10 protein-coding genes are annotated in these 15,594 nt (G+C 38.4%); 2 read left to right on the top strand and 8 right to left on the bottom strand.

Annotated elements, in window-relative coordinates; all coding sequences use genetic code 11:
- Nucleotides 1-7: 7 nt before the first annotated feature.
- From JMY00_RS07875 to JMY00_RS07850, 6 genes are all read right to left on the bottom strand, one after another.
- Nucleotides 8-1,798 carry a ShlB/FhaC/HecB family hemolysin secretion/activation protein gene (locus JMY00_RS07875; protein WP_201579756.1) on the bottom strand — a complete coding sequence of 597 codons (1,791 nt, stop codon included), beginning with the start codon at nucleotides 1,796-1,798 and terminating at the stop codon, nucleotides 8-10.
- 477 nt (nucleotides 1,799-2,275) lie between these two features.
- Nucleotides 2,276-2,860: a hypothetical protein gene (locus JMY00_RS07870; protein WP_201579755.1), complete on the bottom strand. Its 585-nt coding sequence runs from the start codon at nucleotides 2,858-2,860 to the stop codon at nucleotides 2,276-2,278.
- A 15-nt stretch (nucleotides 2,861-2,875) separates the two neighbouring features.
- The gene (locus JMY00_RS07865) at nucleotides 2,876-5,950 is read right to left on the bottom strand and encodes a site-specific integrase (RefSeq protein WP_201579754.1); all 3,075 of its coding nucleotides are present in this window, start codon (nucleotides 5,948-5,950) and stop codon (nucleotides 2,876-2,878) included.
- Nucleotides 5,947-8,451: a hypothetical protein gene (locus tag JMY00_RS07860; RefSeq protein ID WP_201579753.1), complete on the bottom strand. Its 2,505-nt coding sequence runs from the start codon at nucleotides 8,449-8,451 to the stop codon at nucleotides 5,947-5,949. Before JMY00_RS07860 ends, JMY00_RS07865 begins: the two co-directional genes overlap by 4 nt.
- A gap of 118 nt (nucleotides 8,452-8,569) precedes the next feature.
- The gene (locus tag JMY00_RS07855) at nucleotides 8,570-9,745 is read right to left on the bottom strand and encodes a DUF3596 domain-containing protein (RefSeq protein WP_201579752.1); all 1,176 of its coding nucleotides are present in this window, start codon (nucleotides 9,743-9,745) and stop codon (nucleotides 8,570-8,572) included.
- Between the two features lie 2 nt (nucleotides 9,746-9,747).
- Entirely contained in the window at nucleotides 9,748-9,963 is a 216-nt protein-coding gene (locus tag JMY00_RS07850; protein WP_020442991.1) for a hypothetical protein, read from the bottom strand.
- Between the two features lie 136 nt (nucleotides 9,964-10,099).
- Here JMY00_RS07850 and JMY00_RS07845 point away from each other — a divergent pair, with 136 nt between their 5' ends.
- A complete protein-coding gene (locus JMY00_RS07845) occupies nucleotides 10,100-10,309 on the top strand; it encodes a helix-turn-helix transcriptional regulator (protein ID WP_045445187.1) in 210 nt (69 codons plus the stop codon).
- A gap of 227 nt (nucleotides 10,310-10,536) precedes the next feature.
- Nucleotides 10,537-10,815 (top strand): hypothetical protein, encoded by a 279-nt coding sequence (locus tag JMY00_RS07840; RefSeq protein WP_201579751.1) that lies wholly within the window; start codon nucleotides 10,537-10,539, stop codon nucleotides 10,813-10,815.
- Nucleotides 10,816-11,305: 490 nt separating this feature from the next.
- Here JMY00_RS07840 and JMY00_RS07835 read toward each other — a convergent pair whose 3' ends face one another.
- Both JMY00_RS07835 and JMY00_RS07830 read right to left on the bottom strand, forming a co-directional pair.
- Nucleotides 11,306-13,987 carry a DEAD/DEAH box helicase family protein gene (locus JMY00_RS07835; protein ID WP_201579750.1) on the bottom strand — a complete coding sequence of 894 codons (2,682 nt, stop codon included), beginning with the start codon at nucleotides 13,985-13,987 and terminating at the stop codon, nucleotides 11,306-11,308.
- Nucleotides 13,988-13,990: 3 nt separating this feature from the next.
- Nucleotides 13,991-15,505 (bottom strand): site-specific DNA-methyltransferase, encoded by a 1,515-nt coding sequence (locus JMY00_RS07830; RefSeq protein WP_240990697.1) that lies wholly within the window; start codon nucleotides 15,503-15,505, stop codon nucleotides 13,991-13,993.
- Nucleotides 15,506-15,594: the final 89 nt, after the last annotated feature.

The following is a 15,594-nucleotide window of genomic DNA, read 5'->3' as shown; positions in this document are numbered from 1 at the left end:
GCGAGTCTTAATACTGCCAACCCAAGCTAAAGCCCGTCACCCACTCTTTATCACTAAAGTTATCGGGCTGGGCTAATGGATAACCAGCAAATAAGTCATAGCTGGTTCTAATCGGCGTGACATAGCCTTTAACACCAACGACCCCGCCAACCAAATGATTGCCAAGCAGTAGATCATCTTGCGCAGCATTGTCGAGCTTCACATAACCGGCATCAATACCCGCATAAACTGCATGTGGCTTATCTCCTAGATAGGCACTCAGCTCTTGTCTTAGTAAAGCACCATGATCGCCACTTAAGCTACGCTCACCATCAAAGCCGCGTACACTATAGCGACCACCAATGCTAAAGCGCTCATTGGGTGTCAATGCCTCTGTCGCATATTGCCCTTTGAACGCTGCATGGTAATTTAGTGCTCTATCAGCAAGCTTAATAGGTTGGTTGACATCAATGTTGGTTTTGATGATACCGGCACGCGCACTGCCTTCATTAAATAAGGCTTCAGGCGGACTGATGGCATTAAAGGCAGCCGTACCACGCTGATAGATCACATCGCCTATCCATTGGGTTTTACCAATGATGGTCTCGTAACCAATACCTGCTTTATACCCTGCAGTGCGACGGCGCTGTACTTCAATTTCAGTATCGTCGATGAAGTTGTTTTGCTGCTTGGCATAACCACCCGCTTTTAGGTAGGTTTTACTGTGATTGTCACGATGGACCAAGTGGCTGACTAATGCTTCCGTGTTATAAGACTCACCGCTGTAGACATAATCTTGATTGGCACCGGCAACCGTCTGATCATAGTTATAGCCGCTGTGCGTAAGGGTGAGCTGGGTATTATCAACAGGCAGTACATACCCAACGTTGTAGCCCCAACTTCCATCATTCTTGTCATTACCACCATCAAGATCATGGTTATAAGACAGATATAATAAATCGTTATGCCAAGTCGGGTTGTCTAGTGACAAAGTAACGTTACCTTGATAGACGCCAGTGCTCTCTTGTCCTGAGTCATCAACAGAGGCAGATAAGCGCCAGCGTTTATCCTGTTGCCATTTCACTTGAATGTCGCTATAGCCTGGAGCGCTAATACGGCTGCTTGGCGCAATGGAGAAATCAGCATCGGCAGTTGGTACGCGCTTGAAGTTCTCAAGCGCTTGCTCGATATCGCGTACATTGAGTAGATCGCCAGACTGCATCGGCATGGCTGGTGCAAAGTTGGCAGGGTTGCCACTACCGTCAGTATAGATAGGACGGGACGCTTTAATGTCGGTGGCGACAATTTGATCGATACGTCCAGGAATGAGGGTGAGGAATAGATTGCCAGATTTAAGGTTTTGATTTTGTACCAAGACGCGAGTGGTCACGTAACCTTCTTCAATAATGCGGTTTTGAACGTTGGTGACCAGTTGATTAATGTCATTGACGGATAAGCAGCTGCCAAGTAAGGAGGACTTACCCATCGTATAGGGCGTCAGTGCAAAGCTGAATTGCTCGCTCAGATCACCGGTTAGATAGATATTATTAATATCGAAGCAGGGACTTGAAGCTAAGTCAATATTGTTAGTATCAGAAGGGGCTATAGCAGTCGACGGTGCTGCCTTGAATTCATTGGTATCAATGTTGACGGTAGGATTGATGATTTGCTGTTGCTGCAACGCTTCGGTGCGCTGTTCTTGATACTGCTCAGGGGTGATCGCTTGAGCAGTCATGGTCATCAAAATACTTGCCACACTGATCGATAAAAACCGCCAAGCGTATCCTGCTCTATTCTGACCAAAAATACTTGTATACATAAGTCCACCATTTTCATAATGGCAAAATTATGCTATTGATAGCAGCTCATTGCAAGCTTTTTTTGCATTGTTTATTAATATCTACTTCATTGTTTTTAATATACTTTTGAGTGCTTACTTTGTATTAAATGAATACTTCTTTATAGGAATAAGCTTATTTATATAAGGCTTATTCCTATAAAGAATTATGCCGCAGATAAGTATTTAAATTGAGCAGTTTAGATATCAATTGCTATAACGTAGGTTTTTGATTTGATTTATATTTGCTAAGCTTCCATAGTTTAATGTCAGGCTTTGAAAGCTCAAGTAACGCCTCGTTTGGCTACACACGCGTGCAAGCGGGATGTAGATAATATCATTATGTTCGAACCATCGGTAAACACCATTCGTGATTAATAATGAATCTACCTTGAAATATAGCCAAACAAGTCTTAAAACTCAACACTAACAATGCTAAGGCTCCAATAATATATAGCTCTAATTACTGCCATTTTTCTTATTAACAGTGGACTCGCGCTGCTTGTTTATCGTATCACGCTCTATATCTAATAAATTCGCAAAATCAATTTGACGTAAGTAACTTTTACCACTAACAAACAACATGCTCCAGATATCACTTTTATACTCTTTGCTAAGCTCCCTTAACTTAAGCTCCATCGTCGCAGGCTTTTTTAAGGATAAAATTGAGATAGATCTAATAAAGTCCATATAGATAAAATCTATAATCTCTTGTTCGAACTCACCCTTGCTAATTTTTTTAGAGTGACTATAACTGTGGAACAACGTATTTTCAGTATTTATGTTATTGATATCAAATATGGGATTAAAGCAGCCTCCTATTATACGATAAGCATTTGTCCCTGATCCTTGGCTAATCATCGATATATTGTTAATTGGCAGTCCTCTATGAGGCTGGGGTCTCACAGTCATATCGGCTAAAAAATCCTGTTGGTCACCAAGCAAATAGGATTCATTAATAAGTGTATATAGACTCTGAGCTAGAGGATGGAATTTAATAACTGTTTTACTATTTGGAATTATGGTTTTAGAGGCCAAGTTCATTATGTTATTCCTAAGTCATTGAGGATGATTACTTGGTGTAAGATCACCAATCATAATAAATACATAGTGACAAAATATTTGTAGCGTCCTTACCGTCCATGCACTGATAGGCAGATCGGACTCGGTTCTTTTTTCAATCCTATCATTTTCGGTTTGGCTAACTAGTGATAAATCAACACGTATTTTTTTCTGATATTCTGCACCTACATTCTGAATGCTACTCTGCTGCACAAAATTTAGTTGAGATTTCGGAAAACTTTTAATGATTGAACGCCATTGTTTTAAATCGTCGCTATTTGCTTGTTCGTAATTATAGATTTTTAAGCGTATGTCTTTTTTATATATCATCTTTAGAAGAGTTTTTAGATAATCTCTTAGTATGTCGGAGTCATTAAACCCAATATGGTTTTTATGATATTGAGATTTTTTGAGCGTATATAACACAAACTGATTAACGAAATCTTTGTTATCCACCTTGTACAATTCTCGAAATTTATTAGTCATTCTTTTCATTAAGTCTCTATCTTCAATAAATCTATCTAAAGTCGGCAAGAGCTGATCACTATTTTCAGACTCAAATAACCTTGGTTTATTATGAATGGTTTGAAAATCAGCGTGATTCTTAAGGTGCTGAGCCTTACTAAGCCAACCGTCAAAAACATGCGGTTCTATCTCAAAAATATCTATTAATTCAGTATGCGTATAGTCTCCTTTTTTCGTGTAAGCATTCAGAACTTGGCGTACTTCATCAAACGCATATTTCTTACGTTTTTTATGCTTTACGCTTACTGGGTCTATAAGCTGGCTTTTGATTTTAGGCATCATAAGCGGCTTGAGCTTTATTTTCTTAATGAAATAGCCATTCAAAGCAATCGGATCGTTTTTAAGCTCGCTTTTTCTACGTCTAGGCACATCTAGCACGTCACTGTGTTCAGGTTTTAGCATAAAATTTGTGTGATAAAGAAGCAGCCCTAGCTCAATATCTATCAAATGGACGTAAGAAGCGAAAGTAGTACTTGGGCTTGCATGACCCGCTATGCCAGCTAATGCATATGTTTTCTTATACTGTATCGATGTTTCGATATAGTTCAATATTTCACGTGCCTTATCTTCATCATAGGGCAATAATTTTTTTAGCGCCTGCAAGCTGTCATGCTCATAATCATTAAAACGATAGCTGTTATCATATAAAAAAGACATGAGCTGAAAATTAGTCAGACAGCTGTGCCTTAAATGATGTGTTGTCAAATATGCAAGACCAGTAGCACCTTTAATCAAGTCTGTCAAAATACGTGACATCTCACCTGACAGATAAGGTCTACCAGATTGACTGGCTATAAGAGTGTCTCCTGTTCCTTGACACCGCCTGATTACTACTCTTTTAAGCAGTAACATATCTGAGTCAGTCAATAGCTGATTTAAGAGTACTCGCCGTAGCGCAGAGCTGGTTTTGTTATTTCCATATTTATTATCACGGACTTCTAGATAAGCTGATGACTGGGCGACATCTCTTAGCCTGATTTTAACTATTTCGCCTATTCTAAGCCCGCAGCGTTGAGCTAATATCAATGAAAGCTGTATCGCCTCTGACTCATCCTTAGCTACCTTAAGGCTTTGAGCATTAATTAGGACAGCTTGAAACATGGTTTCTGATAAATAGCCTGTCTTATGATGGGCTCGAGTTGCAGAAGATAATGGTGTAATAGGTTCAATATTAAAACTGTTAACCATATAACGATGAATATCGTCAATATGAGCAGCTATGGTATTTTTAGCTTTTTCAGTTTTGCCAAGTTCAATCAATTCATTATAGATACCCTCAAAGTCCTCAGTAGAGCAGTCATAAAAATCCACACTTTCAGTTACAACCAACCAGCGATAAGTGATCATATTACTATAGGTCTGGATGCTACTGACTTGACAGTTATCAGTTTTAGACAAAAGCCATCCTGTAATAGCCAGTTCATTCAAGGGGGCGCTATCAGTCAGCAAACCTTGGTAAAGTTGCTCTAAGTCTGCTGTAAACGTAGTTTTTGAGACTTTTTGATCTTTTTTTCTTTTAAATAATTTTGCAATTTCTATAGCTATGGAATGATTGGCTTTTTTGATTTTGGCCATGCCATCGTTTAATACGCGAAGCTTTAAATCATAATGCATGTCAGCGTGATGACTGATATCATAAGTAATAGATTGCCAATTATCTCTTGGTAGACTGTATGCATTTTCATCACCAGTAATCAGATACCATGTGTGCTCAGGAATATCTATACCAAGGTAGTCCTCTAATACGTAGATTGAACTCTTTAAAAATTTACTCAAACCCATGTCTAACGGAACATGGCTAGTTGAACGCTGCATTCGCAGGCTAGTGTGTAGGTCATTGACCTTAATGTCATTCGTTTTTCGAGCAGATTTTGGTTGCTGCTGATACAGGTCGATTAATCGCACAGATAATGGTGATAAAAAGACTTGAGCTTGATGTACCGCTTTTGAGTCTATAATGGTATTTGTATGATACGTCGTATCGTCAACTATGATAGTGACTGAAGGCAAACCAAAAACAGATTCTATATTTAATGAACCATCAATAACGCTATTTAGAATAGCCTGCAATACAGGCGCTTTTAGTACTGCGCTGTGAAAAATAAGCGACAGCATTAGATCTTCTAATACGAGTTGTTGTTTTTTATTAGTTAAACCATCTATCCAGTTAATATAAAATCTAAGTATTTTTTGTCCGTCTATAAACCATGACTCAGTACGAAAACTCTTTGGTCGATCAGAGACCACAATATATTTTGGAAAGCCTACATTGATGTCATAATCTTCAATATAATTTTGGCAATAACGGATTGCTTCGTTATATCCGTGGACATAGCTGCGATAGTTACGAAAACTTTTATGTTTTTTTAATTCATTGTCAAACTCCTCCCACATAATATTAAAAACTTCTTGCTGATCTTCTGATTTTGCAACCAAATCAAAATCAACGTGTTTTTTAACCAAACGTTGCGCTCGTTTGTTGCTTTTTTCTAAATTTACACTTCTATTTTTCTCTCTTTTTTCAATACCAGATGCACGCTGATTCACTTTCTTCTCTCCAGTGTCATCGTTTTAAAACCAATATTCTTAAGCACTTCATCCAAGTACACCGAAAATCGTCTCAATTCGCTACGTTTAAGGCCGCTATATCGATGATAGAAATCAAAACCAAGAGCGTCAGCATGTCCCATCCATGCGCCAATAATATCGTGACCAAAACTATCTTCTGAATATTCCTGTATAGAATACAAGCCCTTTTCAATGAATTGAAATGATCGGATAAAATGCCGATGCCAATTCATAGGTAGATTGATATGCTTAGACAGTCGTTCATGAAGATAGTTTTTGTTGAGAGAGACTTCGGTAATTCTATCGGTTTCCTTGTCAAAATTAAGATAGACGATTAATCCAATATTACTTTTAAGGATATTTTGGTAAATATGACCAAGCGGATTATCTAGTCTGCATAGAATGCTGGCGTTCTTCTGCAAAAAGTGAACATACTTTTTAATCTGCTCATTTGCCGTATCTGGTAGATAAATGAACCGTCCCTGCGTATCTTGATGGTTTTCTTTATCACTGATAAAAAACTTTTTTGTCATCGTATCGATATGACTGAGCCTACCAAATGGTTCACTAATGGGACGATAACCACTCGATATTGATAACATGATATATAAATAGTCAGTAAACGTATTATGCATCTCAACCATTGATTCAAAGTTATCAAGACGTCTCTCATCAATTCGCTTTCGTAATCTATCACGCAGTATAGATACGACATCCTTCAAACGTATTTCATTAATAGCTAAAGCACTGCCTGTTTGTTTTTCCCAATATCCAGTTAACTTATCTTCTAGCAATGTAAAAAACTGACATGCATATCTACCATAAGAACGATCATCATCAAGCATATTATTTAAGTGTTCAATAAAGTCATGCTGGCAAATATATAGATCGTATTGACTGACATTGAAGTAAGGGAGGGCTGATTGATGATTGATAGGCTGTTCAGTTATGACATCTATCAAAGCAGTATCACGTCCTTTCTGAGTTAAAAAGTGGGAAATATAGTTTTTAACCTTGTTTATCGTCAGCCTGGTTTTATGCTCTTTATTAATACTTTTAAGCTGATTACTTGCTTGCTGTATAACCTGTTCAAAAACTTTTGAACTTATATCGTTTGCAATGCAGTAATGCAGCCTTCCTACAATTTCAGGAAAAAAAAGCGTCAGACTGTCTCTGTTATCAGCACACAGACTAGCATCCCAACTCTCTTGAATGACGCTTCGGGTCGGTGTGAACTCTAAAGAATACTTATAAGACTGATAGCTTAATTTAAGGTTTTCAGAGATGAATATATTAGGCAGCCCTGACAATAAAAGCATTAGCAAATAGAGCGCTGCTTGATGATTGATATCAAACTCAATGTTTATATTATCTTGATCATATATATCATATATATCATTTAACTTTTCTAACCTCAATTTTAGTAACGTAGGCATTAAGCTATTAACTAAGACCTTGATGTCATCTGGATGTGCATTGTTCACATCGGTCATTTGACTCATAGTCCGTTGATGGCGACTATTTATTTGCTGTTCTGCTCGTACTCTATCCAAATAATAATTAGTAGGCTGTGTAATGGACACCTGCGCAAATGACTGCTCTTCATCATCTTGACGCTCTTCTGCTTCAAAAGCGCTATTATCGTTAACCACTTCTGTAACTAAAACTAAATCACTAATCGTGTTCCCTGTGGTGTCATCTATAGATTCAGAACCATCAACAAGCTTCTCAACCTGTTTGACGTTACGTGTAATACCAGATTCATTCTTAAAGCAGTTTTCAATTGGTAAAATAAACTCATAAATGTAGCTTGATAGTTTTTCATTTATAACATTTTTTTGTGCTGATTGAATTCTTCCTTCCTCAGTATGTTGAATTTTTTCAACAAAATCTTTTAAAGCATTAGGATCTGCATTTTCCCAGAGATCGTAAAGGTCATTACCTTTTACTTGCTCAAGTGTCTGCCGTAATTGTTGTAGGCCATCGAGTTTCAGAATATCTGGCAAAAAAGGTACTAAAATACATCTAACTTTTGTTGTTAAGTAGCGGCACTCGTTTAGAGTCGTCCTAATACGGCTATCATAATCAGTTAACTCAACCATTTTCAGGCAAAGTAAAAAGTAAACTGAGCGATATGCATTAATTTTAGAGCAAGAAGCACGGCTTGCTAGAAACGCAATAACGTAGCGTTCACCAACTTCTTTTAAAAACGATTTATCTTGAATTCCATTATCGTAAATTGAATTTTTTTTAGAGTCTGTTAAGTCTGAGTTTGGATGTTGCTTTTTGATCCAAGCAGATAGCAATTGATACTCGTCGTGAAGCTCTGTTTTATATTGAGAAGGCATGATATCTAACAAGAAAGTAAGTTCAATCAGTAGACTATCAATCTCATGATTATGACTCAGTTCTAAAATATGTGAATTTAGCCATTTTTCAATATGACTGCTCTGTTTTAAGCGATTATCTTCATTAGCCATTATTTTGCCACCGTTACAAGCTATTCAAATAACTGTAGCTCCATTTATACAAAGCATCCAGCGATAAAACAAAAAAAAGACACCTGTTCGGATGTCTTTTTGTTAAATATAGGGTTTTTCATATGTTTTGTAATATTCCTCGTGCTATCAGTAGCTTATCTAAAGCACTTCCGTCTTGACGAGTTAGGTTTGGCACATAGCGAGAATATACTGTGAACAGCATTTTTGTGTTGCTATGACCCATTTGTGCAGCAATCCACTCAGGCGACTCACCAGCAGCAAGCCAAAGCGTCGCGGCCGTATGTCTACTTTGGTAAGGATTTCGCTTATCAAGTTCTAAATATCGTAGTAACGGATACCAAACTCGCTTTGTCACATTACGATGATTCAAAGAGGTGCCCGCTTTTGTACAGAACACGAACTCACTTAGATGTTTAGTTAGTTTCTGCTGATCAATTAACGCATCATAAACCAGTTGGTTCATCTGGATAATACGATTTGAACCTACGGTCTTAGTTTCGCCTATGACACCATTAACGACTGCTTGATCAACGATGATTTGTCGACGCTCAAAATCTATATTTTTCCAAGGCAAGCCATCAATCTCACCTGTTCGCATACCTGTAAAAAATCGTATGACATAGTAAGGCTTATAATCTGCTCTCACATTATTGATAATGAGCATTACCTCATCTAAGGTAAAAGGACTGACATTACTTTTAGGCTCATTGAGTGGTTTTATATTCTTCCAAGGGCTGTCAAAATCAAAACGTTCAGAGGCTTCGATCAGCACCATACGTAATGGCGTCATGATATGATTAATGCGAGACGCTGATAAAGTTCGTCCGTTATTACCATCTTTGACTAACTTGCCTCGAAAAGTCATGATTTTGGCTTTGCTAATGGTATTTAGCGGTAAATTGCTAAAATGAGGAATGAGGTAAATTCTAAATATATCTTCCACATTACTTATTTGAGAATCCCGCCATTCCGGCTTTTTCTCCTCTAACCAAACTTTGCTAAAGCTATCAAATCCTGAGCTTGAGTCCTTATGACTATTCGTTGACCTTATAAGCTCTAAGCTTTGAAACTGCTCAAGCTTTTTACTTTGCGGGAAGTAGTTTTCATAGCGAAAACTACCTAATTGAATGTCTGCCTCCATTTTGCTAACGAAATTTTCTAGACGCTTTCGATTAGGCTTAGTGTCTGCCAGTAAGGTTTGCTCTCTACAACGTTGACCTATGTATCGGAAATCTACATACAGGTTGCCATTACGGCTATTGATACTCGCCATGATTACGCTCCCGCTGCAAATGGAATGGTGTCGTCGTAGCCTGTCAGCATCAGCTCTTCAATCTTTTGCCATATAAAAAGGATCTTTCTACCTCCAAAGGGTTTGATGTAATGAACGCCCTCAATGAATACTGCATCCTTAAGTTGATTGCGTATAGTCTTGCTGTCATATTTAATGCGTTGTGACAGCTCTTCGGTTGTTAAATAGGTATAACTCATAGTAAAATCCTTACTAAAGATTAAAGTGTTATTGTCTAATAGCTTTATGACCTGCTATAGAACATAATTTACACTAAAAATAATCTTTTGCAAGACATTTTTATCTACAGTAGGTTATTTTATTATGGAGGAGGTTATGGTGAAGTGTAATTTATCTAGAATTATGGGTGAAAAAAGGTTAAAGATTGCTGATGTATCTAGAGATACTGATGTCAACAGAGGCACAATTACACGCATGTATAACGAAGAAGCCACAAGAGTGGATCTAGAAGTTGTCGAGAAGCTATGTTTATATTTGGATATTGAAGTGGGCGACCTGTATGAGATAGTTAAGGAAGAAGAATAAACCTCTCTTCTTTTAGAACCCAAGACAACGCTGCGCTTATCAGTTATTAAACCAAATAATATGCAGCAAACTATAGTTTCTCAAATAGGCTGAATGTCCTTTTAAGTAACAAAAAGCTCTATAGAAGATTATTTTAAGTTGCAATAGCTCAAAATGTATGTATAATTTCATCTGTAGGAAGTCATTAAGAACAACAGAAAGAAATATTAATCTACAGGAGATTATACATGAACACATTTATCAAACCGCCGCATGCTTCAATTTGGTTAAGCGCCGAAGCAATATCTCTATCTACCAAGCTTATGGTAAATCTGCAGATACAACAGGGTTCACAGTTAGCAAAGATGTTAGGCGTCAATCCGATATTTTATAATAATGAAGCAGTCAGGATATGGGTGCAACGAGAGCTAAATGAAGGATTAGCGCTGAATCGTTATACCTTAACGAATCTTGAGACCAAGTTTTTGGCCATTATGAATCATTACGAGATTCCTTATTCGTTGTGATTAACGTCGACTACTTGGTTTGGAGATAACCATGAGCTTAAAACTTATTTTTAGCCCTAATGCAGATCAGTCCGACATACAACTATGTGAAGACTATTGGGCATATGATCATGATGGGCGGTATGTAGAGTATATAGAAATACTCTGCAGACAATACCATATCGATTATCATATTTTGTTTGGGATATTAGCGGAGTGTCAGGCTTACTTAGATGATGTGCACTGTGAGTACTGTGGACGGCCGTATCAACTTGATGTGCCAGCGGATATACCTTATATCAGAAAACAATCATCTTGGTTCTGTGAATCATGTATTAGCTTTTCTGGCGGGCAGCTTACAGTTGGTAGATAATAATTTAATTATACTCAAAAGCCAGATAGTTCAACTATCTGGCTTTTTGTTTTTATATCGTTTATTAAAATAAGAATTAATAATATCAAAGATATTTACAGACTAGGCATAATACGAAGCACAGAGATTGCCTTTCGTTTAATCAATCAAATTAAGTATCTGCTGTCGCACGTCTTGACCTTTATCGTCTTTTTTAACTGCCATTAAGAATAAGCATTGACCCTGGCTATGACTTGCCCAAAGTTCGCCTACCATACGTTTCTCTGCTGAATCATCATTGGTTTCGTAAGGCTTACCTTTATACTCCACTACCAAGATACGGCCATCCTGCAATTCAATGATAAAGTCAGGATAAAAGTTGGTATGTGCCAGTGGTAAACTAAACGACGCTTCCCCACGTCTAACTAGATTTCTTACCCAATGCTTCACTTGAGGTAATAAATCGATAGTCTGAGCACAATCAAACTCTTCACCTGAAGATTTCATGTCTTCGATTTGCGGATAATAATGTTTGGCAAACGCATAACTACCTGAATAGTAAGGTGGTCGTGTTGGATAATTATCTGCTTTAAATTCGTAACTAAAATCGTAAGTCGTAAGCACGTCAGCATCATTTGCGAATAAAGTTTGCTGATATCCTTTAGTCATTGCTTGCTGTCTATATGCAGATACTAGCTCCTGTATAGAACGAGCAAGTGGATACTTATTACGTATGAGAGTAGTGAGTGTCAGTGACGGTATTTGCAATAATTGGTTGACTACCTTAGTTAAGAAACTTGTCATTTCACGCTGAGTGACATCACTTTGACGGCATTCATGATCTAGCCAGCCTATAAGTTCATCTTGGGTTACTTCGGTATGAGCAAGATTTAGATTTAAAGTTTGTGACTCATGAGCAAGGTTGTATTTAACTTTTCTGCCTTCCACATCGACTAGGAAGCTTGTCGTCTCTTCAGTGGGCTGGTAGTCGAGCTTAGCTGGATAATCTAATAAATTCCAACCTGATACATCCAAGAATACTTCTTTCTCAACCAGTTCAAGCTCACCCTGGACCATGACACACAATCTTGGTAGCGGGGCAAACTTCACTCCGTTCTCTGCTGGTGACAAAGCTGCATGCACACTGAGGTTATGCCTATCAACTGAAGTCTCAATCTCTTTTTTATCTTCAACTGCTACTTTGGTAATGGCTTTTTTCAACGGCTCTGAGACTTTACCCGTAACCGTGACCACTTGGCGACCATCTACCTCAGATATTCTAATACTACTGCGTTCTTCTTCTGATAACTCGGTAGTATCTATCGTATCCTGCACCTCAACCATCAGAGAAGGTAGTGTCAACTTAGGTTTCGAGTTTACAGCGTCATCTTTATCTACCTGACCAAATAAATCACCTTGATTGGCATCTTGCTGTCGAAGGAACGTTGCTACCTCCAATTCCTCGAAACCCATTGAGATAAGTTTATCTGTTAGCTCCTTTGCTGCCTGTGCCAAACTTGTGGTGGCCAAATGGGCATAAGCTCTATTTAAGTCTTCTATCACGCGGCGTTTTGCATAAGGCATCCGCAATACTCGTCCCAATAACTGCTCAGCATCTTTGCTAGAAGACACCTGTTTGACTGAACAGAATACGTAGGCAAATGAGCAATCCCAGCCTTCTTTCAAAGCTTCTATAGTAATGATGTACTCGATAGGACAGTTAGGATCAAAAAGATCAATACCATCTAGCTCTCGCTGTGTCCCTGTGGCTACCGCAATTTTATCCTCAGTAATGCCATGATCTTCAATTAGACACTTTTTGAGTACCTCAACCGTTACCTTGCCGTTCTTATTCTCTGCCTGAAGTAGGACGATAGGACGTATATAGTCGATATCTTTTTGTGCTTTAAGCGCTAATCTAGCGCGTGTTAATACTGCATCACGTACCGCTTCTTCCCAACCATTAATATGCTCGGTCAAAATGATAGGTAGCTTGATCATTTCTTCAGCTTTGAGCTGCGCCGCTGAGACATGATATAAAATATTGCTACCATTGGTCGTTGATGTATTAGGAGTAGCAGTAAACTCGATAATAGCCGCAGGATGCACACGCTTCAGGGTATCAAAGGTCAATGAGGTTCTAGCGTTATGAGCTTCATCAACAATTACTAGAGGGTTGTACAGCGCCAATAGGTTGGCGAAAGAGTACTTTATCTTACCTATATCATTGACGGTCAAACCGTTTTCAGAGACATCATCTTCACTGACGGTCTCAAGCTTGTCATAAAAAGGATGTTGACGACTCAGTTTGGCAAAATGCGGTTCAAAATCTTCATGATACTGATAGACCTTGCGATCAGAGGTCTTAGCTACTCGCAAATTGGCAATCGTAGAGACGACTATGATTGTTTTGTTGCCAATATCCTGTGCACGGATTTGATTGACATCAGCGATATCGTAGACACTGACTTGATTGGCAAACGCGCGGTTTAGATGATCAGTATAGTCTGGGTTGCTCTTGAGCGCTGAAACGGTCTGCTGCTGAATGGTAGTAGTCGGTACTAGCCATAATACAATGGGAAAATCTTGCGATAGATAATGGGTCGCTGCTGTAGAGACCGCATAAGCACCTAGTACAGTCTTGCCGCCACCTGTCGGAATGCGAATACATACATAAGGCGTATCAACGAAAGAGTAAGCACGATAAGGAATTTCTACAAAATTATTATCCTGTAATGTCTGCTGAAATGCTGTGTCAATGTCACCATCCATACGACAACGCTTGAAAAAACGGGTAAGAGTATTAAGCGCTTCTTGCTGGTATTCTTTTAATTCAAACATCGCTTATCTTCCTTTCACATCGTATGGTATTTGCTTAAATATAATATTTTCACTCTTCAATCGAGCGTCTCCCATACATCTCCTCTCACCATAGATGACTTTTTGACCATTTTCTAGATCTTCAGGGTGAGGTGGCAGTATGGTTAGCACTTTTGATGTAAGTACGTTACCACCGTCAGGACGTTTGTCACCTAAAATACCGTTATAAAGTAGGTAGTAAGCAATACCATTATGCACACCAAGTAATGGTGACTTGGTAGACTGCTGTAGCGATTGCCTAGTATCGCCATACCAAATGTGGGAAGCCAGCGCATCAAAGCTGATACCTTCTCTTAAAGAGCCGTTTTCATTAAAGATGACTTCACCTAAGCGGTAGAATTTGAAGCCACTACCACCTGTCCAGTTGACGTCTTCTGAAATACCACCTTGCTCACCATCGACTACTTTTTTTAGCCTTGGTTGGCAATGAGTGACCGCATGATCGCCAAGCTCGATACCGATAAACTTACGGTTCATCTTCATAGCCACAGCCGCGGTTGTTCCAGAGCCTAAGAATGAATCTAAAATAAGATCATCAGGTTTTGTTGTCATACTGATCGTTCTTGCAACTAAGTCTTCAGGTTTAGGTGTATCAAAAATTGATTCATAACCCAGTAATTTATTTAAATGAGATTTAGTCTGTCTTGTTGTATCAAGGTCATTCCAAATTGTAGGCCAAGGTCTAGTCGGGTCTTCTGGAGCGTATTCTCTTGTATAAGGAATCCACTTATCTTTTCTTTTTTTCCAAACCAGTTCTTCTTTTTTTATCAGGTCCCCTACAGTTATTAAACCTTTTGCCCAACGTGCTTCTCGTCCATCGTCGTGAATAGGATAAACATCATTACCATCAGGATCTTTAATTGGAAAATACATTGAAGGTCTATCCGTTCTTAGACTGCTTTTACCATTTTTTTTGAGAAGTCTATCCCTATAAGGACGATCTGAATTTTCATCTGGTTCGTTATATGCAACCAATATCGAACTATCAGATTTTTTCTTAAACTCTAATTGTTGGATATTTTTAGCATAACAAATGACATAATCGTGGTCGGGTGTAATAGCAACTTTATTATCGTTAGGACTATCAACTTTTCTCCATATAAAGGTTGTGACAAAATTTCTTCTTCCGAAAATTTCATCTGCTATTATTTTAAAATAATGAGCTTCTGAATCATCAAGTGTAATCCAAATGCAGCCATCTTCAGATAGTAGCTGATGCAATAGCTCTAAGCGTGGATACATCATGGATAGCCATTTGCTGTGCTCTAGATTATCGTCATAGTGTTCAAAAGCGCTTTTGGTGTTGTATGGTGGGTCAATAAAGATGCACTTTACCTTTCCTGAATGCGTCGGAATAAGTGCCTTCAATGCATCGAGGTTATCACCTTGAATGAGCATATTGTCAGTATCTGACTCGCCATAAGATAATTCTGGCACTAGCTCTACCAAACGATACGGACAGTCACGCGCTGTAGTCAACGCTTGCTCTTTATTGGTAATCCCCCCAATAAATAAGAACACTCATAAATAGAGAGTAACTGCTAGAATACATCAGCAGGAGAATCCTA

Origin of the sequence: Psychrobacter sp. Pi2-52 (genome assembly GCF_904846705.1) — a bacterium.
Classification (GTDB): Bacteria; Pseudomonadota; Gammaproteobacteria; order Pseudomonadales; family Moraxellaceae; genus Psychrobacter.
Note: the sequence above shows the minus strand (reverse complement) of the source record. Positions and strands in the feature narration are given on the sequence as shown.

Coding starts and splice junctions, on each gene's coding strand:
- JMY00_RS07855 (WP_201579752.1), bottom strand. CDS start 9,745: ATGGCGAGTATCAATAGCCGTAATGGCAACCTGTATGTAGATTTCCGA.
- JMY00_RS07875 (WP_201579756.1), bottom strand. CDS start 1,798: ATGTATACAAGTATTTTTGGTCAGAATAGAGCAGGATACGCTTGGCGG.
- JMY00_RS07835 (WP_201579750.1), bottom strand. CDS start 13,987: ATGTTTGAATTAAAAGAATACCAGCAAGAAGCGCTTAATACTCTTACC.
- JMY00_RS07840 (WP_201579751.1), top strand. CDS start 10,537: ATGAACACATTTATCAAACCGCCGCATGCTTCAATTTGGTTAAGCGCC.
- JMY00_RS07860 (WP_201579753.1), bottom strand. CDS start 8,451: ATGGCTAATGAAGATAATCGCTTAAAACAGAGCAGTCATATTGAAAAA.
- JMY00_RS07850 (WP_020442991.1), bottom strand. CDS start 9,963: ATGAGTTATACCTATTTAACAACCGAAGAGCTGTCACAACGCATTAAA.
- JMY00_RS07845 (WP_045445187.1), top strand. CDS start 10,100: ATGGTGAAGTGTAATTTATCTAGAATTATGGGTGAAAAAAGGTTAAAG.
- JMY00_RS07870 (WP_201579755.1), bottom strand. CDS start 2,860: ATGAACTTGGCCTCTAAAACCATAATTCCAAATAGTAAAACAGTTATT.